Origin of the sequence: Cellulophaga sp. RHA19 (assembly GCF_002813425.1) — a bacterium.
Classification (GTDB): Bacteria; Bacteroidota; Bacteroidia; order Flavobacteriales; family Flavobacteriaceae; genus Cellulophaga.
The window spans coordinates 2892992-2918587 of the sequence record NZ_PHUL01000001.1 but is presented as its reverse complement, the minus strand read 5'-3'; the positions used below and the strand labels follow the sequence as shown (position 1 = coordinate 2918587).

Genomic DNA, 25596 nt, shown 5'->3' with positions numbered 1-25596 from the left:
TACAACTATGAGAAAAATTGATAATCTATTGGCAGAATATGCTGTAAGTCATCAAACAAAGCTAAATATAACTATACATTATATTTGTGTACCACTTATTTTTTTTAGTCTAATTGGCTTGTTGGCTAGTATACCTATGCCTAGTGAATTACAAAATATTTTACCAACTTTTTTACTGCCTTATGCTCATTTAGGTACTCTTGTAATAATTTTTGGTTTATTTTATTACTATAAATTATCTAAATCTTTGTTTGTAGGAATGGTATTTTTTTCTACAATAGTACTTTTAACAATAAATTTTGTAGCACTGTTTGTTCCTACTCCTTTGTGGTTAACTATGTTGCTAATTTTTATAGTTGCTTGGGTAGGACAATTTATAGGGCATAACCACGAGGGCAAAAAACCATCTTTTTTAAAGGATTTACAATTTTTAATGATTGGTCCGGCCTGGACAATGAGCCACTTTTTTGAGGCTTTGGATATTAAATTTTAAAATCAAATAATAATATTGTAAAATAAAAACACAGCATTAATCTGTGTTTTTATTTTTATAAAGCATTAATGGTGCTTAATAGTTTAGACTTACTTAAAAACAATTTATATTCCGTATCTATCTCTTTTAGCTGGCTTTCTATGAGTTTTACCTCCCTGTAATTCACTAAAAATAAAGAACCTTCACCTAAACTAAATTTACGCTCTTCTGTATGTACCAGTTTTTTATAATCTAGTACTAGGTTATTTAATATTTTAAACTGATTATTATAAGATTCTATTTCCTGTAAACTGCTTTCTATTTTGTTACTTAAACTTACTTTAGTAGCCATTATGTCAAAATTTAGATCTTGTAATTTTACTTTTGCCAGTTTTAAATCTGCTCTTTCTTTTCTCAAAAACAAAGGAAAACTAACTACTAATCCTGTTTTATAGTTTGATGTATTAAAACTATCTAAATTTTGATAATCTGAACTTAAAAAATTATACTGTAAATCTACTTTAGGTAACAAATTATTGGTTTTATACCTTTTGTCAATAGTTAATATCTCCTTTTTAGCTTGTAATTCTTTTAATTTTGGATGATTTTCAACCAACTCATCAGTAGTGTTTAGTATAGCACTATTTAATACCGTATTAATACTATTAATTGTGGTTATATCTGGTGCAATAGCATCTTCAATTTCTAAAGGCAAATTATTTTGCAACCATAAAAAATTAGAGACTTCTAACTTAGATTTTAAATAACCAATTTTTGCTTTTTCAATATCTAATAATCTATTTTTATAGTTAATATTAGCCTCTAAGGTATCTACTGCAGGCTTGTCTCCAGCATAAAAACTCTTTTTAACATTTACTAATCTTGTTTCTGCATTTTTTAAATATACTTCGTAAACAAGTTTTGCTTTGTAGTTTTTTAACCAGTTAAAATAAGCTTCTGTAGCAGCAAACAAAAAGTCGTTTATTATTTGTTTTTGTTTAGCACTAGCTTGTTTTGTATACAATTTGGCCTGTTTTAAAGTGGCCATTCTTTTATTAGTTAATAAGCCTTTAGCTAAAGAAACAGAAACACCAGCACTATACAAACCATCATCTGGAGTATTGTATTCTGGATTTAAATAGGTACCGTCATTATTTTCATAATTTGCTTTTAGCTCTATGCCATACCAGGTAGGTATTTTAAAAGCAGCGTTTAGTTTATCATAATAAGTAGTTCCTTTAAATTCTTTATTGTTAAAGTCTACTTCTAATTTAGGGTCAAAAGCACCTCTAGATTTCATTAATTTGGCCTCACTTTCTGTAGTTATTAAACGCGCTTGCTTAACTATAGGATGATATTTTTTTACGTAACCTAAATACTCTTCTAAGCTAAGAATACTATCATTACCCTGTGCGTGAGTAAAAACACAAAATAAAGAACAAAATAATATAATATAATTCCTCATTTGTATTTATTTTTTAGGTGAAGCTGTTTCTTTGGGAGCTTTTGGAGTATAGTAATTTGGTGGAAAACTATTTATTTGTCGCCAAATCTCAAACCAAATAGGAACATTTTCTAATAAAGCTATTGTTTTAGCACCAGAGCCAACGCGTATGGCTTCTGGCCAAGCAACCTCATTAGAGTTAGGTTTTAGTAAAACTCTATATTTTCCGTTAGCACTAATAAAATTTTCTATGGCTACAATTTTTGCTCCATAGGTACCATAAGATACATTTGGCCAACCACTAAAAACAATTGCCGGCCAACCATCAAACTGTACGCGCACATCTTCACCAATATGTATTAAAGGTAGGTCTATTGGGCTAACATACATTTCTACAGCTAAATCATAATTAGCAGGCATAATATTTACTAATGGTTCTCCTTCTTTAAAGGTTTCTCCTATACCTGCTTTTATTGTTTTATTAATGTAACCAGCTTGTGGGGCAGTAATGTATAATAAACTACTACGTTTGGTGTAATTAGCCAAACTAGTCTCTAGTTTAGAAACTTGCGCTTCTGTGTCTAATCCGCTAGATTCTGCAGTATATAAACTACTTTGTGCTTTTGCAATTTTATCTGCATAAGTAGCACGTAAAGTTCCTATGGCTAACTTGCTGTTAATTAAGTCTTGTCTAGTGCTTAGCAATTTGTTTTGTTGTGATGTTAGCTTGGCATTTATTTCTTGTAATTTAGATTGCTTTTCTTCTACATCTTTAACTGCTTTTATACCTTCTGTCTGTAATGCAATTGTACGTTGGTATTGTGTATTTGCAATATCTGCGTTAATTTTTAAAGCCTCAAGGTCTATACTATCACTGGTAACTTTTAAAGCAGTTTGTGCTACTTTATTTTTTGCTTGTTCTAATTTTAAAACACGCTCTTGTTGCAAAGCTGCTATTTGGTTTTTTAAGGCATCAGTTTTGTTTTTATAAGCAACTACAGAAGAAGACTTAGCTGTAAGTTGATCATTAGTTCTTTGCGCTAAATTTTCATCAAAATAATCGCTTTTTACTTCTGATATTCTAAGTATAGTATCACCTTTTTCTACAAAATTACCCTCTTGTACATACCATTGCTCTACACGACCTGGAATTTGAGATTGTAATGTTTGTGGTCTTTGGTTAGGCTTAAGAGTGGTAACATTACCTTGGCTTGTGATGTTTTGTGTCCAAGGCAAAAAGAGAATTAGCAGTAAAAAGACACTAAAAAATTTTAGAAAATTTTTAAAACCTTTGTGATACTCTTTATTAAATATTTCTTTTCCAGACCTATAGTTAGATAAGTCTATATTTTTAGCTACTTGATTTTTAGATATATTTAGCATAGCTTATGATTTAGAAGAGATTATAACACCATTTTTTAATGTTATTTTCTTATTACATTTATTTTCCCAACTTCTATTATTACTAACAATTATCAAACTCCAAGGGTGAGTTTTTAGCGATAAATAATCTATAATTTGATTTGCTTCTTGTTCCTCAAATAAATCTAATGGATTTTCTAAAATTAATACCTTGGGTTGTTTAACTATTGCTCTAGCTAAAACCAATTTTTTAGTTGTTGTGTAAGCAATTTGCTTGCCTTCTGGTATTAATATTGTATTTAAACCTAAAGTTTGTTGTTTTAGAAAATCTATTAATCCTAAGTGCTGAAAAGTAGTGTATATAGCTTCATCACTAATCTCCTCGTCTCCAAAGGTTACATTTTCTCTAATACTACCTTCAAACGTAGTTTCTTCAAATAAAGACATTCCTAAGTTAGCTCTATAGTTATTTATAAATAAACCACTAATAGCCAAGTCGTTCACGTGTAAATAGCCACTTGTAGGTAATACAACACCTGCCATTAATTGTAACAAAGTAGACTTTCCAGATCCACTTTCTCCAGTAACTAAAACTCTATCTTTAGGGTTAACCGTAAAAGATATATCTTTTAAAATTGTTTTATTTCTTTCTCCTACAGTATATGATATGTTATTTAATTCTAAAGTAAAATCATCCTTTTCATTAATAATTTCACCTGTTTGTGGTTCTAAAGGTTTATCTACAATTTGACCAAGTTTTTCAATAGAGGTTAGAACATCGTAAAAAGATTCTAAACCTAATATTAATTTTTCAACAGAATTTATAACTAATAAAATTATAATTTCAGCAGCAACAAACTGTCCTATATTCATACGTTGGTCTAGTACTAAAAAACCACCAATAGATAATAAACCCGCTGTTACTATAACTTTAAACCCTATCATTTGTAAAAATTGTACCTTTAAAATAGAGAAGTGACTTTCTCTAGATTTTAAATACTTATCTACCAAATAATCTGTTTTTTCTAATGCTAATGATGTTTTACCAGACAGTTTAAAACTAATTACAGATCTAGAAATTTCTTGTAACCAGTGAGCAACTCTATATTTATTTTTAGATTCATTTAAACTAGTGTCTAATCCTTTTTGAGAAGTGTATTTAAAAACAACATATGCTAAAAGAACCAACAATATTCCAAATAGAATAAAAAACGGATGGTAAAAAGAAAGTAAAATTAGAGCAAAAATTATTTGCAATAGGGCAGAGGGTACATCTATTAAAATTTTAGATAACCCTTTTTGTATTGTTAAGGTATCAAAAAACCTATTTGCCAATTCCGGAAAGTGTAAATTTCTTAATTCTACCATTTTTATTTTAGGAAAACGATAGCTTAACTCAAAAGAGGCGCGTGTAAAAATACGCTGTTGTATTGTTTCTATAATTCTTATTTGCATTAGTTTTAGTACACCAGAAAAAGCAACTCCTATAGTAACTAAAACAATTAAAACAATCCAAGAAGCAGATACTTGTGCACCTTGTAATAAATTTATAATAGTTTGTATACCAATAGGTAAGCTAAGTGCTACAATCCCTTCAAAAACAGCATAATAACCAATTTGTAATATATCTTTACGCTCTAACTGCAATAACCCCAAAAATCGTTTCCAAGGTGTTAAAGTTTTATTTGACATTTAGTAGTGTTTTAAAAGTTAAGTCTGTATAAAAATCTGTTGGTGTAATTTTGCTATTACAGTTTGTAATAGACTTAAAATGTAGTTTTAAAAAGTGCTGGTGTAAAGCACCTTCTACTAAATTACTAGCAAAACTTAAAGGGTATTTATAAGTAGGGCTGTAAGCTGTAATAATTTCTGCAATACGCTGTACAGTACGTTTATATGGCATAAAAAAACCTTCTTTATTATCTTGATCTACGCCTTTGGTATAATAAGCCTTAGAGTTTTCATTAACAATAATAGAATACAGTAACTCCTCGTTTATGTGGCCATACTTATTATCTTGTTCTGTAGTTTTGGTAACAACCTCTATAGCTTTTTTTAATTTTTCTGAAGTGTCTGTAATGCTATAAGTTTCTATAACTAGTTGGTATTCTACCCAACCCCAGTACCAAGCTGTTAGGTACATAAGTAGCTTATGTTTACTCTCAAAATACCTATAAATAGAACTCTCATTAGAGCCAATATTTTTACCTAGTTTTTTAAATGTAAAATCTTCAAAACCAATTTCTTCTAAAAGAACAATACTGTGTTCTATAATTTTTTTACCTAATGTAGATGATTCAGGATCTTTTAAATAAATTCCTTCAGGTATTTCTATTTTAATGTTTGAAAGTAATTTTTTCATAACTAAAACTATTATATGCAAATATAATAGTAATACTATTAAAAAAGAAATACTGTCTATTAATTAGCCCAATGTGACTACGATAAAATTAAGAAAATACTAGTAGAATATGGCCTTTAGAGTAATAATTAAATATATGTTAAAAGTTGATAGTCATTTTTTTTGAATATATAACTTAGGTAGAGTATTAGTAATAATAATTGAAATGATTAAGTAACAAAAACCTAATGGAGTGGAGGTTTCACTGAAAATTGAATGGTGTTTACAGAAATTTACTTTTTGAGGAATTTTTAATACATAGATTTGAATAAAGAATGTAATTACAATAAGACTATGAAAATAAAATTAACTGCTATACTTATTTTAATCTGTACAGTTCTTACTGCACAGGAAAAAGATTCTCTAACAGGGCGTGAGGATAATGTAGAATACAAAGTAATTTTTGATGGTGAAAATTTGTATTTAACGCTGCGCTCAGAGTTTAAAGAAACTATGCAATCTATGTTGCACCGTGGCTATACTATATATTTTGATGTAAAAGGGAAGAAGAAGAAAAATGTAAGTATACAATATCCTTTAAACGCAGGACGACCAGAAAAAGGTTCTAAACCAGAAAGAGGAGAACGTAGAGAAAAAGATAAAAATAGTGAGCAAAAAGGTCCCGATATAGCAAAAATGATTGAAAATGCTCCTAAAAAGGCAAATTACACCTATTTTGATTCTTCTAGAGATTTTAATTTAGATATAAATGATTTAGGAATTACAATGAACTATAATTATGAAGATGCCAATCAAGGTCCAATTTTAGTATATCATTTAAAAATTCCGGCTTCTAAAATATCTGAAGACAAGGTAGATTTGACTAAGCTATCTATAGGTATTGTTTCTAATAAGTTAGCACAAAACCAACAACAGCCTAGTGTAAGTATGGGCGGTAGACAAGGTGGTGGCCAAGGCAGACCTTCTGGCGGCAGAGGCGGTGGTCGTGGTGGTGCTGGTAGAGGAAACAGTGGTGTACCTCCGCAAAGAACTGCAACAACAGAAAATAAAATAGATTTTTGGTTTAAGCTTTATCCAAAAAAAAATAAATAGAAACACTAACCATTATAGTTTATTAAATACCGATTACGTAACCGTAGTCGGTTTTTTTTTGCGTTATGTTTTTTAATTAGCTGTAAATACAACGCATTAACACTTATACTTATAATCTATAATTGTATTTAGTTGCTCAAAATCTCATCGATTAAAATAGGGTTTTGGTATAGAGAATAACCCCAAACGTCTATTACACTTTATTATGGTTGGCTTTTGTTTCACTTTTGAAGTGTAAATTAAAATACACGTTATATGAAACGATTACTAATTATAACCATAGGCTTTTTAGTGCAAGTAAGTTTTGCACAAACAAATGAAGCATTAGCAAAAACAACTTGGACACTACAAGATTGTATTACCTATGCTGTAGAAAATAACATAACACTAAAAGATGCAGCATTAGACAAATCTCAAGCAGATGTAGCTTATTTTAAAGCTAAATCTTCTAGGTTGCCAAATCTTTTTGGCTCTGCGTCTCAAAGCTTTACCAATGGTAGCTCTATAGATCCTATTACAAGTGATTTTGTAACAGATCAAATATATAGTACCAATGTAGGTTTAAATAGTTCAGTTGCACTTTTTCAGGGCAATCAAATTAACAATGAAATTGCAAAAAATAAAATACTTGCAAACCAAAGTTTGTTTTTGCAAGAAGAGGCTAAAAACAATATTATTTTAAGTGTTTTAGAAAATTACTTGCAAGTGTTACACGCTAAAGAAGGTATTGCTATAGCAGAAAACAACTTAAAATCATCTGAGGCAGAGGTAGAACGTGCTAAAGCAAGGTTAGATGCTGGTACAATAGCACTTAATGATTATACAGAAGCTCAAAGTCAGCAAGCATCTAATAAGTATACTTTAATAAATGCTAAAAACACATATCAGCAATATGTTATAGCCTTAAAACAATTACTAGAGCTAAACCCTGCTAATGATATAGTGATAGAGCCACTAGACAACAACACAGATTACTCATCTATATTATTAGATAAAACAGAAATATATAGTAAGGCTCTAGGTATTCTACCAGAGGTAAATGCTAGTGATTTAAATATAGCGTCTAGCAAAAAAGATTTAGATATTGCTAAAGGAGCTTATTTACCAACTTTGTCTTTAACATCAAGCATAGGAACAGGTTATACAAGTATTAATAATAACACATTTTCAGATCAGTTTGAAGTTAATTTTAACCAACGAATAGGTTTGTCTCTTAACATTCCAATTTTTAATAAAAATCAAACCAAAGCGGCTGTTCAAAATGCAGAAATTAATATTGAAAAAGCACAAATAGCAAAGCTATCTACAGAAAAAGAAATATATCGTAAAGTAGAAACTGCTTATCAAAATGCAATATCAGCTCAAGAGCAATTGTTTGCTGCAGAGTCTTCTATGGAAGCTGCTAAACAGTCTTACCAATTAGCTCAAAAAAAATATGAGTTAGGAGGCTTAAGTACAACAGATTTGGTAATTAGTCAAAACACTTATACCAGTGCACAAGAAGACTATTTACAAGCAAAGTATCTACATATTTTATATCACGAATTATTACAATTTTACCAAGGAAACGACATAAAACTTTAATCAATATAGTTATGAAAAATAAAAAAAACATAATAATAGTCAGTATAGTATTAACTGCACTAGCAATTGTTGGGTACAGCTTTTTTAAAAGCGATAATGCAATAATTATAGAACCTAAAACAGTTACTGCTAAAAAAGCAAATGTTACTACAATGGTAACTGCTACCGGAACCATGGAGCCTATTAACCAGGTAGATGTTGGTACACAAGTATCTGGCGTAGTTGAAAAAATTTATGTTGACTACAATAGTGTTGTTAAGGAAGGACAACTTATAGCAGAATTGGACAAAACTAATTTACAAGCTGCAAAGACACAAGCACAAGCTGTTTATGATAATGCAATTAGTCAAAAAAATTATACAAAAACAATTTACGACAGGCAAAAAACTTTATATGACAATCAAGTTATAAGTAAATCTGATTTTGATGATGCAGCATACGCCTATCAAACAGCAAAAGGAACGGTAACTCAACGTTATTCTGACTTACAATCTGCAATAACAAATTTAGGATATGCTAATATTTACTCGCCAATAAATGGTGTGGTTTTGTCTAGAGATATAGAAGAAGGACAAACAGTAGCTGCTAGTTATAGTACACCTACATTATTTACCATTGCACAAGATTTAAAAGAAATGCAAGTAGAGGCAAATGTAGATGAGGCAGATATAGGACAAGTTATAGAAGGACAACGTGTAGAGTTTACAGTAGATGCCTACATAGGAGAAAAGTTTAATGGTATAGTTACACAAGTACGTTTAGATCCTACAGTAACCTCTAATGTAGTTACTTATACTGTTGTAATTAAAGCAGAAAATGAAGATTTAAAACTTAAACCAGGTTTAACGGCAACCATTTCTATTTTTACTTTAGAGTTAAATAATGTATTAACAGCAGAAGCTAAAGCAATTAACTTTAAACCAGAAAGAGAAACCTTTTTAGCATACAATCAGCAACATAAATTAGAGGCTAGTAATGGTGAAAGATCTAGAGAAAATAAAACACTTTGGGTATTAGAATCTAATGGTGCTATTGTGCCTAAAGTAGTAACACTTGGTGCTAGTGATGGTGTAAATGTTCAAATTTTAAGTGGTGTTAATGAGGGTGATAAATTAGTATACAGCTTAAAAGGTGTGTCTAAATCAGAAGCAGAAACTTCAGAGAAAAGCGAAAGTCCATTTATGCCACAACGTCCAGGAGGTAACAGAAAAAAATAATAGCTATGAGTAAAGAAATTATCAAAATAGAAAACCTAAAACGAGAGTTTACTATGGGTACAGAAACTGTTCATGCGCTAAAAGGAATATCATTTGATATTAAAGAAGGTGAGTTTGTAACCATAATGGGTTCTAGTGGATCTGGTAAAAGTACAATGCTAAATATTTTAGGATGTTTAGACCAGCCAACCTCTGGTTTGTATGAGATTGATGGTGTTAGTGTAAAGGATTTAAACAGAAATCAATTAGCAACCATTAGAAACGAAAAAATTGGTTTCATTTTTCAATCTTACAATTTACTTGCAAGAACATCTGCTATTGAAAATGTAGAACTACCGTTGTTGTACAACAGTAAAGTTTCGTCTGATGAACGTAGAGAACGTGCTATTAAAGCTTTACAAATGGTAGGGTTAGGAGAGCGATTACACCATACACCAGCACAGTTGTCTGGAGGGCAACAACAACGTGTAGCTATTGCTAGATCTTTAGTTAATAATCCGGTTATGATTTTAGCAGATGAAGCTACAGGAAATTTAGATACGCGTACCTCTTACGAGATTATGTCGTTATTTCAAGAATTAAATAAACAAGGTATAACTATAACATTTGTTACGCATGAGCCTGATATTGCTACGTTTAGTAGCAGAACTATTGTGTTAAAAGATGGCGAAATTATGCAAGATTATAAAAATCATAAAGTACAATCTGCGGCAGATGAATTGGCTAAATTACCTAAACAAGACCATTAATTATGAGACTATTAAACTTATTTAAAATAGCAACAAAAGCAATTATTCTTAATAAAACAAGAACCTTGCTTACCATGTTAGGTATTATCATTGGTGTAGCTTCTGTAATTGCAATGCTTGCAATAGGAGAAGGCTCTAAAGAAAGTATACGTACTACTATTTCTGCAATGGGATCTAATATGATAACCATACAACCAGGAGCAGATAGCAGAGGACCTGCTAGAGGTAGTGGTGGAGATGTACAAACTTTAACACTTGCTAATTACAAAACTATAAAAGAGCAATCTACTTTGCTTAGTTATATAACTCCCGTGGTAAATGGTTCTGGACAGGTTATTAATGGTTCTAACAACTGGCCTTCTTCAATTTATGGTGTAAACCCTGAATATTTAGACATTAAGGTTGTTGGTTTGCAAAGTGGTAGTATGTTTACAGATGCCGAGGTAACTTCTGCTTCTAAAGTAGCAGTAATTGGTCAGACTGTGGTAGAAAACGTTTTTCCAGATGGTCAAGAGCCAGTAGGGCAAATGATTCGTTTTAATAATATTCCGTTTAAAGTAATTGGTGTTTTAGAAGAAAAAGGAGAAAACACCTTTGGTCAAGACCAAGATGATGTGGTAATTGCTCCTTATACAACAGTTCAAAAACGTATTTTGGCAATAGACCATCTAAACCAAATAATAGCTTCTGCAATTAGCGAAGATGATGCACCAGCAGCAGTAACACAAGTATCTGAAATTTTAAGAACAGAACATAAGCTGCAAGCCAATCAAGAAGATGATTTTAGTGTACGGTCTATGGAGGAGTTAATTTCTACATTTAGTTCTACTAGTGAAATGCTTACTATTTTACTAGTTGCAGTAGCCAGTATATCTTTATTAATAGGAGGTATAGGTATTATGAATATTATGTATGTGTCTGTAAAAGAACGTACAAAAGAAATTGGATTACGAATGGCTGTTGGCGGAAAAGGATCTGATATTTTAATGCAATTTTTAATAGAAGCAATTTTAATAAGTATTACAGGTGGTGTGCTTGGTGTAATCTTAGGGCTGGGAGCAACTGTATTTATAGAAAAATTCTTAAATTGGCCAACAAGTGTAGCTATGTATTCTATAATAATATCTTTTGCAGTTTGTGCAATTACAGGTATCTTTTTTGGATGGTATCCTGCAAGAAAAGCTTCTGCTTTAGACCCTATAACTGCTTTACGTTACGAATAATATATATGATGTTAAAAAACAAAAATATAACCCTATTATCGCATATACTGGTCTGGTTTGTACTCTTTAGTATGCCTTACTTATTATCTTACGGACAGGAACAAGAAATAAATAGAGTTGTTATTCATTTTTGGACTCCATTAGTGTTTTCAGCAATTCTATTTTACTTTAATTATTTTGTGCTAATTGATAAATTTTTGTTTCCAAAAAAAACAATTTGGTTTGTAGGTATCAACATAATTATAATTTCTTTTTTCATTTTTTGTAAAGAGACTATAGAAGCAACTTTTTTTGAAGAGCTAACCAAAAATCGTGTCAATACCAAAGAAGGTGGAGGCCCAAGATTTAAAATGTTTATTTATGTTCAAATGGTATCATATATGGCGCCATTGTTGTTTTCTATTGCGGTTAAAACAACCAAACGCTGGGTTAAAACTGAGGCAGAACGTAAAGAGGCTGCTAATTTTAAATTAAAGTCAGAGTTACAACATTTACACTATCAGTTGCAACCACATTTCTTTTTTAACTCATTAAATAATATTTATGCTATGGTAGATGTATCGCCAGACGAGGCTAAAACAGCTATACATAGTTTAAGTAAACTTATGCGTTATATGTTGTATGAAACTAATGTAGAGCAGGTTTCATTATCTAAAGAAATAGATTTTATGAAAAAATACATAGAATTAATGAAATTGCGTGTATCTCATAAAACAACAGTAAATTATAGTTTTCTTACTACAGAAACAGGAATAAAAATTGCTCCATTATTATTTATATCTTTAATAGAAAACGCTTTTAAACACGGTGTTTCTGCAAGTAAAGATAGTAGTATTAATATACAGATGAGCTGTACCAATAACAAAGTACTTTTTACTATTGTAAATACTAATTTTCCTAAAAAAACAGACGATAAAAGTGGTTCTGGTATTGGCTTACCTAATATAGAAAAACGGTTACAGTTGTTGTACCCAAACAAGCATTTGTTTACTACAAGCGTAGAAGACAATAATTTTGTTGCCCAATTAGAAATTGAAACTAGTTAAATTATGAGTATCTCAAAAATTACTTGTGTTATTGTAGATGATGAGCCTATGGCACTTAATTTAGTGGAGAACTATGTACAAAAAACACCTTTTTTAGAGCTAAAAAATAAGTGCAATAGTGCTATAGAAGCATTAAGTTTTATACAAGAAAACCCTGTAGACTTATTATTTTTAGACATACAGATGCCAGATTTAACAGGGATAGAATTTTCTAAAATGTTACCCAAAAATACACGTGTAATTTTTACCACAGCTTTTGACCAGTATGCTTTAGAAAGCTTTAAAGTAGAAGCCTTAGATTACCTGTTAAAACCGTTTGATTATGCAGAGTTTTTAAGCGCAGCCAATAAAGCAAACAATTGGTTTAGTCTAACCAAACGTAACGAGCAGCAAACAAAGCAAACAAATGAAAAAGAGTTTTTGTTTGTAAAGTCTGAGTATAAACAACTACGCATAAAATTAGCAGATGTGTTGTATTTTGAAGGTTTAAAAGATTACATAAAAATTTGGCTTAAAAACAACCCTAAACCCATACTTACTTTAAAAAGTTTAAAAGCGTTAGAAGAAGAATTACCAAGTACAGATTTTATGCGTGTACACCGTTCTTTTATTGTTTCTTTAAAGAACATAGAAGTTATAGAACGTAGTCAGATAGTAATAAACAATCAGCGTATAACCGTCTCAGAACAATACAAACCACAGTTTTTAGCTTACATACAAAACAACTCTTTTAATACGTAAGAGTAGAATTTATACAAAAAGAGAGTCATTTTATAAAAATGACTCTCTTTTAATTCTGTATTGGTTAGTTGTATTTATAATTGGTTTATAAAAAAATACTATAAATACGCTTTTAAAAGTTGGTTTTGTGGCTTTCTGCGTAGCAATAAAATAGCCTTTTCTCTAATTTGCCTAACACGTTCTCTACTTAAATCAAAAAGTTCTCCAATTTCAGATAAGCTTAATGGTGTTTTTTCTCCTATACCGTAATACAAACGTATAATTTCGCTTTCTCTAGGAGGTAAGTTCTTTAAAAGCTGAGTAATATCTGAGCTAAGTGATTCTTGCATCATTTTAGCGTCTGGACTATTAGCTTCTTTAGATGATATAACATTGTAAAGGTTAGACGATTCTCCTTCTGCAAAAGGAGCATCCATAGATAAGTGTTTGCCTGTGTTTTTTAGAGCACCTTTTACTTGGCTGGCACTCATATCTAATTCCTTAGCAATTTCTACAGCATTTGGGGGTCTTTGGTAGTTTTGTTCTAAAGAAGAAAATACTTTGTTTATTTTACTAATTTCTCCAATTTTATTTAATGGTAAACGCACTAACCTAGATAGTTGAGATATTGCTTGTAAAATAGATTGTCTAATCCACCAAACGGCGTATGATATAAATTTAAAACCTCTAGTTTCATCAAAACGTTGTGCCGCTTTTACAAGCCCTACATTACCTTCGTTTATTAAGTCTGATAGCCGTAAACCACTACCTTGGTATTGTTTAGCAACAGAAACTACAAAACGTAGATTTGCATTTACTAATTTGTTTAAAGCAACCTGATCACCTTCTCGTATTCTTTTTGCCAGTTCTACTTCCTCATCAACGGTAACCATATCTAATTTAGATATTTCTTGAAAATACTTCTCTAATGATTTTGTATCTCTGTTTGTAATTTGCTTCGTGATCTTTAGTTGCCTCATATATGTGTTTTAGTTAATAATTCTCTTACTTTATAATACTATTTTTTTTACGTATTTCCTAATTAAATTGCATATTTTATCAATTTAATTAGGAAAAAGTATTGTTTACGGTTAAAATAGTACCTTTTTTTAATTGTTTTATTGTTTAATTAATAACTATTGGAAAGCATTACGGAAAAGCGTAATAGGCTACTTGTTAATTTTTGTAGGTTTGGGTTAATTATTATTTAAAATAAATATGGAAATTTTACAAATTATATTTTCAGGAATAGTAACTCTTTCAACTATTGTATATGCGATATTAACTTGGAAACTTGTAAAAGAGACAAGAATGATGAGGGAATTTCAACTTAAGCCAGATATTAGGATATATTTTGAACGAGGGGAAATAGAAACTAATTATGTTTATTTAGTTCTAGAAAACAAAGGTTTTGGAACTGCGTTGAATGTTAATTTTATTTTTTTAAGTAATTTAAGTAGTTATTCTGATGACTATTTTGATGTGAAAAATAAAGGTGTGTTTAAAAACGGGGTAGCAGCATTTTATCCAAATCAAAAATTTAATTATTATTTACTTAATGTTAACAAAGAGAATCATACTAAGGTGAATAATGAAACTATTAAAATTGAAGCTTCATATGAGGATATTACTAAAAGAAAAATAAAAACAACTTTTGATTTAAGCATTGCAGAAACCAGTGGTATAGGTAAAATAACTCCTCCGAATACTTATGTCGGTCGAATTCCATTTTTCTTGGAAAATATAAATAAGTCAATAAAAAAAATAAATGATACAATAGAGGATTTAGTAATAGTACAAAAGAAAAATATTCAATAAGAATATTCTTTTAGGCCGACCTACGAAAGTATTACGTAAAACTAAAAACGATATTTATACTATAAAACAACTTATTTACTAGATACTTTAATAGTTCTAAGCTTAATAAGTCCAAAGGCATTAAGTATTTTAATAATAACATAGGTAACATCTACCTCGTACCATTTTACTCCAAAATTAGCTCTACTAGCATATTTGTGGTGGTTGTTGTGGTAACCTTCGCCCATCATTAAAAAATCGAACCTAAAAAGGTTTTTACTAGTGTTTTTCATTTTAAAATTTACGTAACCGTAAATGTGTCCAAACCAGTTAATAATAACGCCGTGTATTGGTGCCATTAAAAAAGCAATTGGTAACAAAGCCCATTGCCAAGCGGCTGTAGTAAAATAGGCAAAGAATAAAATGTATAGTGCTATCCATAAAAGTCTAGAGAATCTAGAACTTGCAAAAGCATCAAAAGATTTCCATTGTGGTACATTTTTAGTAAAACGTTTGTCTACTGCAATACGCTCTTTATTAATGTCTTGGTATACTGTTTTTGTACGCCACATCATAGAAAACAAATTGTCGTCATAGGCAGGGGAGTGCGGATCTTTTTCTGTGTCTGTATAGGCGTGGTGCATGCGGTGCATTACGCCATAACCATAGGCACTTAAATAACTAGAACCTTGAAAAATCCAGGTTAATACAAAGGTAATACGCTCCATAGTTTTAGACATTGTAAAAACTTGGTGGGCTGCATAACGGTGTAAAAAGAACGACTGAAAAAATAAACCTCCGTACCATAACACCAAAACAAAAATGACTACTGCCATATAACTTTTTTTTGCAAAGGTAAATTGGAGTTTTTCGCAAAACAATGAACCTAAATCAATAAAAAGCCAATATATGCTGGCTTATAGGCGCTTTCTTATACGGCTTAGAGCCTGTGCTGTAATACCAATGTAAGAACTTATGTACTTTAACGGAATTACCTTTAAAAGTTCTGGACGTTCTTTAAATAACTTTAGGTAACGTTCTTCTGCAGTAAGGTTAAGTAAGTTTTGCTCTCGTTTAGACTTTATTAAAAATAAACGCTCTGCTGTTAACCTACCTATAAAATTACCAATTTGTGTTTTTGCATATACTTGCTGCAAATCTTCATAAGTTATACTTAATAAAGTGGTTTTGGTAAGTGCTTGTAACTCGTATGCAGAGGGCTGCTGAGTTAAAAAAGAGTCGTATGCACTAATAAACTGATTGTCAAAACTAAAACCAAACGTAATTTCTTTGTCTGGGTTATCCTTTGGTATAAACAAACGTACTACACCAGTTTCTATAAAAGAAATATGGTTTTCTATTTCATTTAGCTTTAAAAAAACCTCTTTTTTGGGTATTACTCTACGTTGTAATTTAGAAGTGAAAAACTCCCAATCTTCATTAGAAATTGTTGCTATTTGATCTAAGTACGCTTTTATCTGCTCCAAACCTTATAAATACTAGTGTTTTAAGTTTGTAAAGATACGTATTACTGGTTTTTCACCATCAATTTAGAGATATTATTACTATTAATATAGTTTAGAGTTCATCAAAAATAGATAAAGAGAATTATACATTTTATAACTATATAAATAAGCATACTATTAGTGTACCTTTTGAAATAGAAATACCTTTAAATAACAATTAAATTTTCAGTAATAAAACCAACTAAAAATCATTTTAATTAGTACTTTAAATATTTTTTGTAATTTATTTATTAATAATAAGTTACAAAAAAGAGCCTTTCTATTTTTATTGGCACTATCTTTGCACTATTGATATCAAATTATTAATACAATATTATTATGAGTAAAGGAACAGTAAAGTTTTTCAACGACACAAAAGGATTCGGATTTATAACTGAAGAAGGAGTAGAGAAAGATCATTTTGTACACATTTCAGGATTAGTTGATGAAATCCGTGAAGGTGATGAAGTTGAATTTGACTTACAAGAAGGAAACAAAGGATTAAATGCAGTAAACGTAAAAGTTATCTAAATATATATTTCAAGTTTTTACAAAAAGTCCATCATTAGTTTGATGGACTTTTTTTTATGCCCAAAAACGAGTAATTGTAATAAATATGAGCTTATTTTAAAATGATTTGTATTTTGCTAAAAAATAGAAATAAAATGAGTAATGAAAAGTTTATGCAAGAAGCTGTAAATGCAGCTTTAAGAGGAATGCAAAACAATGAAGGCGGACCATTTGGTTGCGTTATAGTAAAAGATGGTAAAATTATAGGAAAAGGAAATAATAAAGTAACATCTACTAACGACCCAACTGCACATGCAGAGGTTACTGCAATTAGAGATGCGTGTAAAAATTTAGATTCTTTTCAGTTAGATGGTTGTACAATTTATACCTCTTGTGAGCCTTGCCCTATGTGTTTAGGTGCTATTTATTGGGCTAGACCAGACAAAGTTTACTACGGTAGTAGCCAAGCAGATGCTGCTAATATTGGGTTTGATGACGAGTTTATTTACAAAGAAATTCCGTTACCATACAATGAAAGAAGCATCCCGTTTGAGCAATTGTCTCCAGAGATAGCAATAAAGCCTTTTAACGAATGGACTAAAAAAGAAGATAAAACAGAGTATTAATTAAAGAGTATTCCGTTTTAAGCACTAATTAAACTAGTAAACATCTGGTTTTGTTAGTGCTTTTTTATTTAAAAGGCTAAAAAATGTATAGCGTTAACATAAAATCTAATTAAGACAATTACAAAATACTAATATCTATAGTTTTGAAATAAAAAAATAGATATGGAAAATTGGTTGTTTGCCTCAGGTGATATTATAGGAAGAGTTATACTAAGTATTTTAGCAATTTTTACAATAATTATTGTAATTACCAGAATATCTGGGCTAAGAACTTTTGCAAAAATGTCTAGTTTTGACTTTGCTTCTACAATAGCAATAGGCTCTATATTAGCATCTATAGTTTTAAACTCAGGGCAATCTATTACTAAAGGAGCAATAGCTTTGGGTGGCATCATCTTATTTCAATCTGTTTTTTCATATTGCAAACGAAATTTTGAATGGTTTAATAATTTGTTTACCAATAAACCAATGTTATTAATGGAAAACGGAGAATTTATCCTTAATAATTTAAGAAAAACAAATGTAGATGCTAAAGATGTTTACGCTAAGCTTAGAGAGGCAAATGTAAAAGATAAAAGTGAAGCTTTAGCTGTTGTTTTAGAGAGTACCGGAGATATATCTGTAATACATAAGAGTAAAGATATTGGCTTGTCTGATGAAATTTTAACGGGTGTTAAAAAATAAATAGACTAAAAGATAAGTATTATTTTTGCATTTTATTTGTTATCATAAATACTAAAGTTTGTTAGAAAAAAGGCAACAATTACCCCAAGAAGAATTAATAGATCCAGATTATTTTATTTACTGTTTAGAAGCGGTAGATGATATAGAAATTGATACAGTTACTGATGCTCAAAAAAAATTAGGAGAGTTAACTAAGCAATATGGAGTAGCTAGTATTTATAAAACTTGTGACACTATTGAAGGTTTAGAAGCTAGTTTAAATACACTGCTTTTAGATGATCATAATTTTAAAAACTACGAAATAATTTACTTAGTGATAACTGGCGAAGCTAATAGTATTTGCCTAAATGACTATTATTATAGTTTACAAGAAATAGCAGAAATTTTTGAAGGTAAATTACAAGATAAAATTTTACACTTTTCTAATGCTAAAGTCTTAGATTTAGACGAAGAAGAAGCTCAGTATTTTATAGACATAACTGGTGCTAAAGGTGTTTCTGGCTATGGTAATGAATTTAATGGGGTAACCAGCTCAGAACTAGATAAAGCATTCTTTAATTTATTTAAAGAAGATGATAATATGTTTGATGTTGTAGAAGAGTTACACCAAAGGCATTATAAAATGTGTAAACTACTAGATTTTAGATTGTACTACTAAGTAGAAATTATTTTTTACTTAAAATTCCAAATCTACGAGAATCGCGTATTTAAAAATATCTGTACATAATTACAAAATACGCCATTTGTGACAACTCTATTTTTTAACGTTGTTGAAAAAAATAATTTCTATCACTGTATAAATATAAAGCTAGTTTTATTTATAAATAAACAGATACAGTAAGCACTACCATTAAAAATATGGTTAAAATAGCTACTAAAGGCCATACAAATTTTAGCCATTTATTGTAACCAACCTTCACAATTGCTAAAGAAGCAAGTATTAATCCGGTAGGGTTTATAAACTTAAATAATCCCATACCATACAAATACGCATTTACAATCATTTCTCTGCCAATACCTGCTGTGTCTGCTAAAGGCGACATTATAGGCATACTTAAAACAGCCATACCAGATGTAGAAGGTATAAAAAATGAAAGTCCGCTATACACCAACATTACAGAGTTAATAAAAATACCTTTTTCCATACCGCTAGTAACACTAGAGGCATAGTATAATAATGTATCTCCTATTGCACCATCTTGCATTAAAACGGTTACACCCTTGGCAATACCTATAATAAAAGCAACTCCCAAAAGGTCTCCTGCACCTTTAACAAAAGTATCTATAAATTGTGTTTCTTTAATTTTTGCAATAATGCCTATGATTATAGAGCCTACTAAAAACACAGTTGTCATCTCTACAAACCACCAGTCTAAACTAGATACACCGTATACCATTACAACAAAACAAGCTGTAAATACAAGCAATATTAAGCGTAGTCTACCAGTTAATTTTAAGTTAGTCTTACTAGCGTCTGATCCAAATAAGTGTTCTATCTCTGCTTTTTGGTCATAAATAATAGACCTAGTAGGGTCCTTTTTAACACGCTGTGCATATCTAGTAATGTAAACAATACAAATAATTAAACCCAAAACAAGTGTAATAACTCTACCATCTATACCAGATGTCCAGTTTATACCAGCTGCATTAGATGCTATAATAACACTAAACGGATTTATGGTAGAAGCTAAAGTACCTATACATGAACCAATGTAAATAGATGCCAAAGCAACCATTGCATCATATTTAGCAGCTAAAAATATTGGAATTAAAATAGGGTAAAAGGCTATTATTTCTTCTTCTAAACCAAAAGTTGTTCCGCCTAAAGCAATAAGGCAAGTAACCAAAATTATTAATATGTATTCTTTTCCCTGTAACTTATTAGCTAACCAGGCAATTCCGGCATCAAATGCACCAGTTAAATTCATTATGGCAATTAAACCACCAATAATTAAGACTAAAAAAATGATGTCTGCAGCTTCAATTATTCCTTTTATAGGCGATTTTAAAAAAGCTGCTACACCTTGTGGTTGTGCCTCAATCTCTTTATAAGTATCAGGTATACCTATAGGCTTTCTTATATCTCCGTTTTTAAATTTTTCTAAAGGAATATTAATGTGCAATGTAGTTAGTACCTCTTTAGTGGCAGGTATTACAGTAGATTCTGATCCACTTTTTCTAACAAAAGTATTATCAGCTTCATTATACGTTAATGTGTCGTATTTACCAGCCGGCACTAAATATGTTAAAACAGCTACAAGTGCTGCTATTACCAATAAAATTGCTTGTGCAGAAGGAAATTTTAATTTTTTCAATGCGTATATTTTTTCAAGGGTTTAAAGATAGTATTATTTTAGTTGAATAATTAGTTTTGATAAAGAATGAAAACAAGTATACCAGAAAGTTGGAGTCATATTATTTTACCAGAGTTTAAAAAAGAGTATTTTAAAGAGCTTACTTCTTTTGTTACTACAGAGTATAAAAAAAATACATGTTATCCTGAAAAAAAAGACATATTTGCTGCCTTTAATTGGAGTTCTTTTAATGATACTAAAGTGGTAATTATTGGTCAAGATCCCTATCACGGACCAAACCAGGCAAACGGATTGTGTTTTTCTGTAAAAGATGATATTAAGCATCCGCCCTCACTAATAAATATTTTTAAAGAATTAGAAACCGATTTAAATATATCGTATCCTGAAAGTGGTAATTTAGAACGATGGGCTAAACAGGGTGTTTTGTTATTAAACGCTACATTAACTGTTAAAGCGCACGAGGCTGGTAGTCATCAAAAAAAAGGATGGGAAACGTTTACAGATACTGTTATTAGTAAAATATCTGAGGAAAAAGAAGGTGTTATTTTTTTACTTTGGGGTGGATTTGCCAAAAAGAAATCAAAATTAATAGATACTAAAAAGCATCATATTTTAACAAGCGGACACCCATCTCCTTTAAGCGCAAATAGAGGGTATTGGTTTGGAAACAAACATTTTAGCGCTGCAAATACCATTCTAAAAGATAGTGGAAAGGCACAGGTAGAATGGTAATTGAGCTTATTTATTAAAGTAAAACAGAGTTACTGTCTAGTTTTTTATCTATTAAATCTAAAGAAAGCAAAGTGTCTTGTACTTTTTCTAATGTTTTTGTGTTTAATTGTGACTGACTCCAACGTGTTTTGGACATCCATTCTTGTATGTCTCCTAACTGTTGTTCATACCTATTTGCAAGTGTACGGTCTATACTTGGTATGGTTTTAAATTCTTCAGTATACATATTTATAACTTCTAAAATATGTTGTAGTGTGCCAGAATTTTCTGCAATAAAATTATCTGTTGCAGCAATTACAAAACAAGGCCAAGGAGTAGGGCAGTCTGCTACTCTTCTAAAAGTTCCATTATCTACTAAAGGTTTTGTGGTAAAATGTTCCCACATAAAATAATCTGCGGTACCGTTAGTTAATCCTTCTACAGCGCCATCTAAATTATTAATAATTTGAAACTGTAATTTGCTGGTGTCCCAATTTTTATTTTGTGCATTAACATATGCCATTAAATGACTACCACTACCAAACCTACTAATTGCTGCTTTGGTATTTATAAGATCTTCTATAGTCTGGTACTTACTGTTTGCACCAACATGTATTCCCCATAAAAGAGGTGTTGCAATATACTCTTGTACAATTTTTGCTTTTGTACCTGCAGTAATACTTTTTACCAAACCTTCAGTAAGTATAATAGCTATATCTGCCTCGTTATCTGCCAACATTTGACACATTCTTCCTGTACCTTCAGGAATATCTGTCCATTCTAAATTTATACCACGGTCTTTAAATGCATTTTCTTCTATAGCTAAATGCCAAGGTAAATTAAAATGCTCCGGAACTCCTATTATTTTAACTGTTTTCAATACTATGATGTTAGCTTGTTTAGCGTATATTTTATTAACTCTTCTACAGTTTCTGATGGTGTTACAGAAAACTCTCCGTTAGCTCTATTAGCTAAAATAGCGTTTAATGATAATGCATTATGACCAAGCAATTTTGCTAAGCCATAAATACCAGAAGTTTCCATTTCTAAATTGGTAACTTTTAAATTATTATGCCTAAAAGATACTATTTTGTTGTTTAACTCGTTATCCTGAGTGTTTAAACGTAAAATTCTGCCTTGAGGACCATAAAAACCAACATTTGTAGCGGTAAAACCTTTTACAAATTTATCTGAGTATATTTTATCTGCTAGTTTTGTGCTGCAAGTAACAACATAGGGTGTAGATTTCTCTTTTGCCCAATTTGTATGTGTCACAAAAGCATCCTGAATTTCAGTATGCTGTACGTGTTTGCTATCATAAAATTGCAACAAGCTATCTAAGCCAATGGCATATTCGCTCATTAGAAAAGAATTTATAGGAATATCTGCTTGTATTGCACCAGATGTACCAATTCTAATAATATCTAAAGTTGTTTTCTCTTCTTTAATAGTTCTTGTAGTAAAATCTATATTTACTAAAGCATCTAATTCGTTTAAAACAATATCTATATTATCTGTACCAATACCTGTAGAAATAACAGAAATACGTTTTCCGTTAAGTACACCAGTATGTGTAATAAACTCTCTTTTACCTTTTTTAAGCTCTATGGTATCAAAATACTTAGATACTTCACCAACACGGTCGGGATCGCCAACAGTAATTATGGTAGTTGCTATATCTTCTGGTAATATATTAAGGTGATAAATGCTATTGTCAGCATTTAAAATTAACTCCGATGGACTTAATTGCATATTATAATTTAAGGATTCTGTCTGTATTGGTGTTGTACAAAAAGTTATACTTTAATGCACCACCTAAATAAACGTCATTATCTTGTATACAAGAGTAATAACTTGTTTGTTGTTCTAGTATTTCTTTTCCTTTTTTAGTTAGTTTAACTGGGTTAAAAGAACCAAATAAAGGTTTTAAAGAAGTTATTATTTTTTGATATTGAATATCTCCAAAACCGTAGTTATTATCTGCTACAAGTAACTTTTTAATAAGTTCGTTTTTGGTTTTTGGTTTTTTGGTTGATGCCAATTGCAAAAGATTATTTTCTACTGCATTTAAGCCATTTTTAATAGAAGGGAAGCGTTGTAAATGAAGATCTATAGCTTTTTCTAAGTAAGGAAATCTATATTTGGCAAAATCTGTTAAGTTTTCTAACCTAATAGGGTTATCACTACAATACAACTGCCATATATAATCTGCATATTCTATATCATCTTGCCGTAAAAACGTACGCTCTTCATAATGCTGCAGTAGTTGGTCGTTTGTTAACTCAGATAAACTATAAAGTTTAGATTTTCCTTCTATTTCTCCGCTACAAACTACAGATATTTCTGCGTATCTGCGGTGCATTTTTAACCAACTAACAACGGCAAGCATATTAATCTGACAAAACAAATCATACTCAAACCATAAAACAATTTTATCTTCTTTTTTATGATTACATAAAGACCTGTATTCTTTTAATGTTAAATCAATAAACTTTGCTTTAGTAACCTTATAGTTTTTGCTTAAAAAATCAAACCTAGCTTTCCAAAAACTTTCACTACCTACGTTATTTAATGTTTTGCCTTCGCACAACATCTCATTCCAGGTAATAATGTCTCCTTTTATAGGTAAGTTTTTCAATCTATCTGTAAAGTTTCCTCCGTTGGTTATGTGTAAGATGGACCCCATAGTAGTTTTCTAGATTTGAACTATTAAAATTACATTTTTATCTAAATAATCAAAAAAAAATTAACACTTTTAACCACCAACGCGTTTAACGTTAAAGCCTTTCTCTTTTAGTATGCTCATAATCTGGTCTCTATAATCTCCCTGAATTATAATGCTATCATTTTTAAAACTACCGCCAACGCTAAGTTTTTGCTTTAATTCTTTAGCTAACAACTTAAAATCTGCATCTGCACCAGTATAACCTTCTAGTATAGTAATTGGTTTCCCTTTTCTTTTCTCGTACTTACAAATAATAGGATCATCTTGCAGCCAAATATCACTTTTAGGTGCTTTTTTTTCTACATCTTCACTTGGTTTATGGTCCGGAAAAAGATTTTTTAATTGGTCTTGTAAGTCCATTTTACTATAATATTGGTTAAATGCTTTTATTAAGGATATTGGTTCTTCAATTTAAAAAAGAAAAACAACTAAATATTGGAGTTTTAAAATACCAATATTTAGTTGTTTGTGTATACTTCTTTAAAAATTATTACTTTTTAATAAGTCCTAATTCTATCAATCTTTCGTGTAAAAATTCACCAGCAGTAATATCTTCAAACTGTTTTGGGTTGTTATCATCTACACAATTTTCTAAGCAATTTAGTGGCATTTCACTAACAGGGTGCATAAAAAACGGGATAGAATAACGAGAAGTTCCCCATAATTCTTTTGGTGGGTTAACCACTTGGTGTATGGTAGACTTTAATTTGTTGTTTGTTAGTCTAGATAACATATCGCCAACATTAATCATTAACTGGTCTGGACGTGCAATAGCATCTACCCAGTCACCATTATGGTTTTTAACCTGTAAACCTTTACCGTGGGCACCCATTAACAATGTAATTAGATTAATATCTCCGTGGGCTGCAGCACGTACTGCATTTTTAGGTTCATCTTTAATTGGTGGGTAATGTATAGGCCTTAAAATAGAGTTTCCGTTTTTAATGTAATCATCAAAATACGTTTCTTCTAAATTTAAATGCAATGCTAAAGCTCTAAGTACATACTTAGCTGTTTTTTCTAACATTTTAAAAGTTTCTTCACCTATAACATTAAAGTTAGGTTGCTCTTTTACTATAACATTATCTGGGTATTCGGCTTCTAATTTAGCATCATTTTCTACATACTGTCCAAAGTGCCAAAACTCTTTTAAATCTCCTTCTTTTTTACCTTTTGCGTGCTCTTTACCAAAAGAAGTATATCCACGCTGACCGCCAATACCTTCAATCTCATAACTATCTTTCAATTCTTGAGGCTGATTAAAAAAGACTTTAATTTCTTCATATAAATCTGCCACTAACTTATCAGATAAAAAGTGGCCACTTAAGGCAACAAAACCTATGTTTTCAAAAGCACTACCAATTTCATTGATAAACTTTTCTTTTTGTGTCTTGTCGTCAGATAAAAATTCCTGTAAATTGACACTTGGAATAGAACTCATCGTATAATATT

At 30.5% G+C, this 25596-nt stretch carries 27 protein-coding genes; 14 read left to right on the top strand and 13 right to left on the bottom strand.

The annotated features are described in order from the left end of the window. Window positions 1–7: 7 nt before the first annotated feature. Window positions 8–493: an Mpo1 family 2-hydroxy fatty acid dioxygenase gene (locus AX016_RS12895; RefSeq protein WP_100895996.1), complete on the top strand. Its 486-nt coding sequence runs from the start codon at window positions 8–10 to the stop codon at window positions 491–493. A gap of 55 nt (window positions 494–548) precedes the next feature. Here AX016_RS12895 and AX016_RS12890 read toward each other — a convergent pair whose 3' ends face one another. The 4 genes from AX016_RS12890 to AX016_RS12875 are packed head-to-tail and all read right to left on the bottom strand — an operon-like array spanning window position 549 to window position 5640. After that, window positions 549–1937, bottom strand: coding sequence for a TolC family protein (locus AX016_RS12890; protein ID WP_100895995.1), 1389 nt, complete (start codon window positions 1935–1937; stop codon window positions 549–551). Window positions 1938–1943: 6 nt separating this feature from the next. Then, window positions 1944–3299 (bottom strand): HlyD family secretion protein, encoded by a 1356-nt coding sequence (locus AX016_RS12885; RefSeq protein WP_100895994.1) that lies wholly within the window; start codon window positions 3297–3299, stop codon window positions 1944–1946. Window positions 3300–3302: 3 nt separating this feature from the next. Beyond that, a complete protein-coding gene (locus AX016_RS12880; protein WP_100895993.1) occupies window positions 3303–4970 on the bottom strand; it encodes a peptidase domain-containing ABC transporter in 1668 nt (555 codons plus the stop codon). Next, entirely contained in the window at window positions 4960–5640 is a 681-nt protein-coding gene (locus AX016_RS12875) for a TetR/AcrR family transcriptional regulator (protein ID WP_100895992.1), read from the bottom strand. Before AX016_RS12875 ends, AX016_RS12880 begins: the two co-directional genes overlap by 11 nt. Window positions 5641–5973: 333 nt before the next feature. Here AX016_RS12875 and AX016_RS12870 point away from each other — a divergent pair, with 333 nt between their 5' ends. The 7 genes from AX016_RS12870 to AX016_RS12840 all read left to right on the top strand — a co-directional run bounded on the left by AX016_RS12870 (window position 5974) and on the right by AX016_RS12840 (window position 13292). Beyond that, entirely contained in the window at window positions 5974–6732 is a 759-nt protein-coding gene (locus AX016_RS12870; protein WP_100895991.1) for a hypothetical protein, read from the top strand. Window positions 6733–6987: 255 nt separating this feature from the next. Beyond that, window positions 6988–8316 carry a TolC family protein gene (locus tag AX016_RS12865; protein WP_100895990.1) on the top strand — a complete coding sequence of 443 codons (1329 nt, stop codon included), beginning with the start codon at window positions 6988–6990 and terminating at the stop codon, window positions 8314–8316. A gap of 11 nt (window positions 8317–8327) precedes the next feature. Further along, entirely contained in the window at window positions 8328–9533 is a 1206-nt protein-coding gene (locus AX016_RS12860) for an efflux RND transporter periplasmic adaptor subunit (RefSeq protein WP_100895989.1), read from the top strand. A gap of 5 nt (window positions 9534–9538) precedes the next feature. After that, window positions 9539–10282, top strand: coding sequence for an ABC transporter ATP-binding protein (locus AX016_RS12855; protein WP_100895988.1), 744 nt, complete (start codon window positions 9539–9541; stop codon window positions 10280–10282). A gap of 2 nt (window positions 10283–10284) precedes the next feature. Beyond that, entirely contained in the window at window positions 10285–11505 is a 1221-nt protein-coding gene (locus tag AX016_RS12850; RefSeq protein ID WP_100895987.1) for an ABC transporter permease, read from the top strand. Window positions 11506–11510: 5 nt separating this feature from the next. Next, complete coding sequence (locus AX016_RS12845; RefSeq protein ID WP_232732626.1) at window positions 11511–12551, top strand: sensor histidine kinase; 1041 nt, start codon at window positions 11511–11513, stop codon at window positions 12549–12551. Window positions 12552–12554: 3 nt separating this feature from the next. Continuing rightward, window positions 12555–13292 carry a LytR/AlgR family response regulator transcription factor gene (locus AX016_RS12840; RefSeq protein ID WP_100895986.1) on the top strand — a complete coding sequence of 246 codons (738 nt, stop codon included), beginning with the start codon at window positions 12555–12557 and terminating at the stop codon, window positions 13290–13292. A 98-nt stretch (window positions 13293–13390) separates the two neighbouring features. On the opposite strand, the gene AX016_RS12835 is transcribed toward AX016_RS12840, so the two are convergent. Next, window positions 13391–14251 (bottom strand): sigma-70 family RNA polymerase sigma factor, encoded by an 861-nt coding sequence (locus tag AX016_RS12835; protein WP_100895985.1) that lies wholly within the window; start codon window positions 14249–14251, stop codon window positions 13391–13393. A 238-nt stretch (window positions 14252–14489) separates the two neighbouring features. On the opposite strand from AX016_RS12835, the gene AX016_RS12830 reads away from it, so the two are divergent. Continuing rightward, the gene (locus tag AX016_RS12830) at window positions 14490–15089 is read left to right on the top strand and encodes a hypothetical protein (protein WP_100895984.1); all 600 of its coding nucleotides are present in this window, start codon (window positions 14490–14492) and stop codon (window positions 15087–15089) included. 71 nt (window positions 15090–15160) lie between these two features. Here AX016_RS12830 and AX016_RS12825 read toward each other — a convergent pair whose 3' ends face one another. Both AX016_RS12825 and AX016_RS12820 read right to left on the bottom strand, forming a co-directional pair. Beyond that, complete coding sequence (locus AX016_RS12825; protein ID WP_100895983.1) at window positions 15161–15904, bottom strand: acyl-CoA desaturase; 744 nt, start codon at window positions 15902–15904, stop codon at window positions 15161–15163. An 81-nt stretch (window positions 15905–15985) separates the two neighbouring features. Beyond that, a complete protein-coding gene (locus AX016_RS12820; protein WP_100895982.1) occupies window positions 15986–16555 on the bottom strand; it encodes a Crp/Fnr family transcriptional regulator in 570 nt (189 codons plus the stop codon). 357 nt (window positions 16556–16912) lie between these two features. Between AX016_RS12820 and AX016_RS12815 the strand changes: the two genes are divergently transcribed. The 4 genes from AX016_RS12815 to AX016_RS12800 all read left to right on the top strand — a co-directional run bounded on the left by AX016_RS12815 (window position 16913) and on the right by AX016_RS12800 (window position 19051). Next, the gene (locus tag AX016_RS12815; RefSeq protein ID WP_027075965.1) at window positions 16913–17104 is read left to right on the top strand and encodes a cold-shock protein; all 192 of its coding nucleotides are present in this window, start codon (window positions 16913–16915) and stop codon (window positions 17102–17104) included. 134 nt (window positions 17105–17238) lie between these two features. Continuing rightward, a complete protein-coding gene (locus tag AX016_RS12810) occupies window positions 17239–17709 on the top strand; it encodes a nucleoside deaminase (protein WP_100895981.1) in 471 nt (156 codons plus the stop codon). A 162-nt stretch (window positions 17710–17871) separates the two neighbouring features. Continuing rightward, window positions 17872–18393 carry a DUF421 domain-containing protein gene (locus AX016_RS12805; RefSeq protein WP_100895980.1) on the top strand — a complete coding sequence of 174 codons (522 nt, stop codon included), beginning with the start codon at window positions 17872–17874 and terminating at the stop codon, window positions 18391–18393. Between the two features lie 58 nt (window positions 18394–18451). Beyond that, a complete protein-coding gene (locus tag AX016_RS12800) occupies window positions 18452–19051 on the top strand; it encodes a DUF6642 family protein (protein WP_100895979.1) in 600 nt (199 codons plus the stop codon). A 160-nt stretch (window positions 19052–19211) separates the two neighbouring features. Here the strand turns inward: AX016_RS12800 and AX016_RS12795 are convergent, their stop codons facing one another. Then, on the bottom strand, window positions 19212–20708 hold the full coding sequence (locus AX016_RS12795; RefSeq protein WP_100895978.1) for a YfcC family protein: 1497 nt from the start codon (window positions 20706–20708) through the stop codon (window positions 19212–19214). Between the two features lie 66 nt (window positions 20709–20774). Between AX016_RS12795 and AX016_RS12790 the strand changes: the two genes are divergently transcribed. Beyond that, window positions 20775–21440, top strand: coding sequence for a uracil-DNA glycosylase (locus AX016_RS12790; protein WP_100895977.1), 666 nt, complete (start codon window positions 20775–20777; stop codon window positions 21438–21440). Window positions 21441–21453: 13 nt separating this feature from the next. Here AX016_RS12790 and AX016_RS12785 read toward each other — a convergent pair whose 3' ends face one another. The 5 genes from AX016_RS12785 to AX016_RS12765 all read right to left on the bottom strand — a co-directional run bounded on the left by AX016_RS12785 (window position 21454) and on the right by AX016_RS12765 (window position 25585). After that, window positions 21454–22299, bottom strand: a complete 846-nt coding sequence (locus AX016_RS12785) for a substrate-binding domain-containing protein (RefSeq protein WP_100895976.1) — start codon at window positions 22297–22299, stop codon at window positions 21454–21456. Between the two features lie 2 nt (window positions 22300–22301). Next, the gene (locus tag AX016_RS12780) at window positions 22302–23171 is read right to left on the bottom strand and encodes a nucleoside phosphorylase (protein ID WP_100895975.1); all 870 of its coding nucleotides are present in this window, start codon (window positions 23169–23171) and stop codon (window positions 22302–22304) included. 1 nt (window position 23172) lies between these two features. Beyond that, window positions 23173–24105, bottom strand: a complete 933-nt coding sequence (locus tag AX016_RS12775) for a DUF1835 domain-containing protein (RefSeq protein ID WP_100895974.1) — start codon at window positions 24103–24105, stop codon at window positions 23173–23175. A gap of 69 nt (window positions 24106–24174) precedes the next feature. After that, window positions 24175–24504, bottom strand: coding sequence for a translation initiation factor (locus AX016_RS12770; RefSeq protein WP_100895973.1), 330 nt, complete (start codon window positions 24502–24504; stop codon window positions 24175–24177). A 130-nt stretch (window positions 24505–24634) separates the two neighbouring features. Further along, on the bottom strand, window positions 24635–25585 hold the full coding sequence (locus tag AX016_RS12765; RefSeq protein WP_100895972.1) for an isopenicillin N synthase family dioxygenase: 951 nt from the start codon (window positions 25583–25585) through the stop codon (window positions 24635–24637). Window positions 25586–25596 lie beyond the last annotated feature (11 nt).

What these genes read in the sequence shown, in the direction of transcription:
- AX016_RS12895 (WP_100895996.1), top strand. Translation starts at nt 8, where the DNA reads ATGAGAAAAATTGATAATCTATTGGCAGAATATGCTGTAAGTCATCAA.
- AX016_RS12890 (WP_100895995.1), bottom strand. Translation starts at nt 1,937, where the DNA reads ATGAGGAATTATATTATATTATTTTGTTCTTTATTTTGTGTTTTTACT.
- AX016_RS12885 (WP_100895994.1), bottom strand. Translation starts at nt 3,299, where the DNA reads ATGCTAAATATATCTAAAAATCAAGTAGCTAAAAATATAGACTTATCT.
- AX016_RS12880 (WP_100895993.1), bottom strand. Translation starts at nt 4,970, where the DNA reads ATGTCAAATAAAACTTTAACACCTTGGAAACGATTTTTGGGGTTATTG.
- AX016_RS12875 (WP_100895992.1), bottom strand. Translation starts at nt 5,640, where the DNA reads ATGAAAAAATTACTTTCAAACATTAAAATAGAAATACCTGAAGGAATT.
- AX016_RS12870 (WP_100895991.1), top strand. Translation starts at nt 5,974, where the DNA reads ATGAAAATAAAATTAACTGCTATACTTATTTTAATCTGTACAGTTCTT.
- AX016_RS12865 (WP_100895990.1), top strand. Translation starts at nt 6,988, where the DNA reads ATGAAACGATTACTAATTATAACCATAGGCTTTTTAGTGCAAGTAAGT.
- AX016_RS12860 (WP_100895989.1), top strand. Translation starts at nt 8,328, where the DNA reads ATGAAAAATAAAAAAAACATAATAATAGTCAGTATAGTATTAACTGCA.
- AX016_RS12855 (WP_100895988.1), top strand. Translation starts at nt 9,539, where the DNA reads ATGAGTAAAGAAATTATCAAAATAGAAAACCTAAAACGAGAGTTTACT.
- AX016_RS12850 (WP_100895987.1), top strand. Translation starts at nt 10,285, where the DNA reads ATGAGACTATTAAACTTATTTAAAATAGCAACAAAAGCAATTATTCTT.
- AX016_RS12845 (WP_232732626.1), top strand. Translation starts at nt 11,511, where the DNA reads ATGATGTTAAAAAACAAAAATATAACCCTATTATCGCATATACTGGTC.
- AX016_RS12840 (WP_100895986.1), top strand. Translation starts at nt 12,555, where the DNA reads ATGAGTATCTCAAAAATTACTTGTGTTATTGTAGATGATGAGCCTATG.
- AX016_RS12835 (WP_100895985.1), bottom strand. Translation starts at nt 14,251, where the DNA reads ATGAGGCAACTAAAGATCACGAAGCAAATTACAAACAGAGATACAAAA.
- AX016_RS12830 (WP_100895984.1), top strand. Translation starts at nt 14,490, where the DNA reads ATGGAAATTTTACAAATTATATTTTCAGGAATAGTAACTCTTTCAACT.
- AX016_RS12825 (WP_100895983.1), bottom strand. Translation starts at nt 15,904, where the DNA reads ATGGCAGTAGTCATTTTTGTTTTGGTGTTATGGTACGGAGGTTTATTT.
- AX016_RS12815 (WP_027075965.1), top strand. Translation starts at nt 16,913, where the DNA reads ATGAGTAAAGGAACAGTAAAGTTTTTCAACGACACAAAAGGATTCGGA.
- AX016_RS12810 (WP_100895981.1), top strand. Translation starts at nt 17,239, where the DNA reads ATGAGTAATGAAAAGTTTATGCAAGAAGCTGTAAATGCAGCTTTAAGA.
- AX016_RS12805 (WP_100895980.1), top strand. Translation starts at nt 17,872, where the DNA reads ATGGAAAATTGGTTGTTTGCCTCAGGTGATATTATAGGAAGAGTTATA.
- AX016_RS12790 (WP_100895977.1), top strand. Translation starts at nt 20,775, where the DNA reads ATGAAAACAAGTATACCAGAAAGTTGGAGTCATATTATTTTACCAGAG.
- AX016_RS12780 (WP_100895975.1), bottom strand. Translation starts at nt 23,171, where the DNA reads ATGCAATTAAGTCCATCGGAGTTAATTTTAAATGCTGACAATAGCATT.
- AX016_RS12775 (WP_100895974.1), bottom strand. Translation starts at nt 24,105, where the DNA reads ATGGGGTCCATCTTACACATAACCAACGGAGGAAACTTTACAGATAGA.
- AX016_RS12770 (WP_100895973.1), bottom strand. Translation starts at nt 24,504, where the DNA reads ATGGACTTACAAGACCAATTAAAAAATCTTTTTCCGGACCATAAACCA.
- AX016_RS12765 (WP_100895972.1), bottom strand. Translation starts at nt 25,585, where the DNA reads ATGAGTTCTATTCCAAGTGTCAATTTACAGGAATTTTTATCTGACGAC.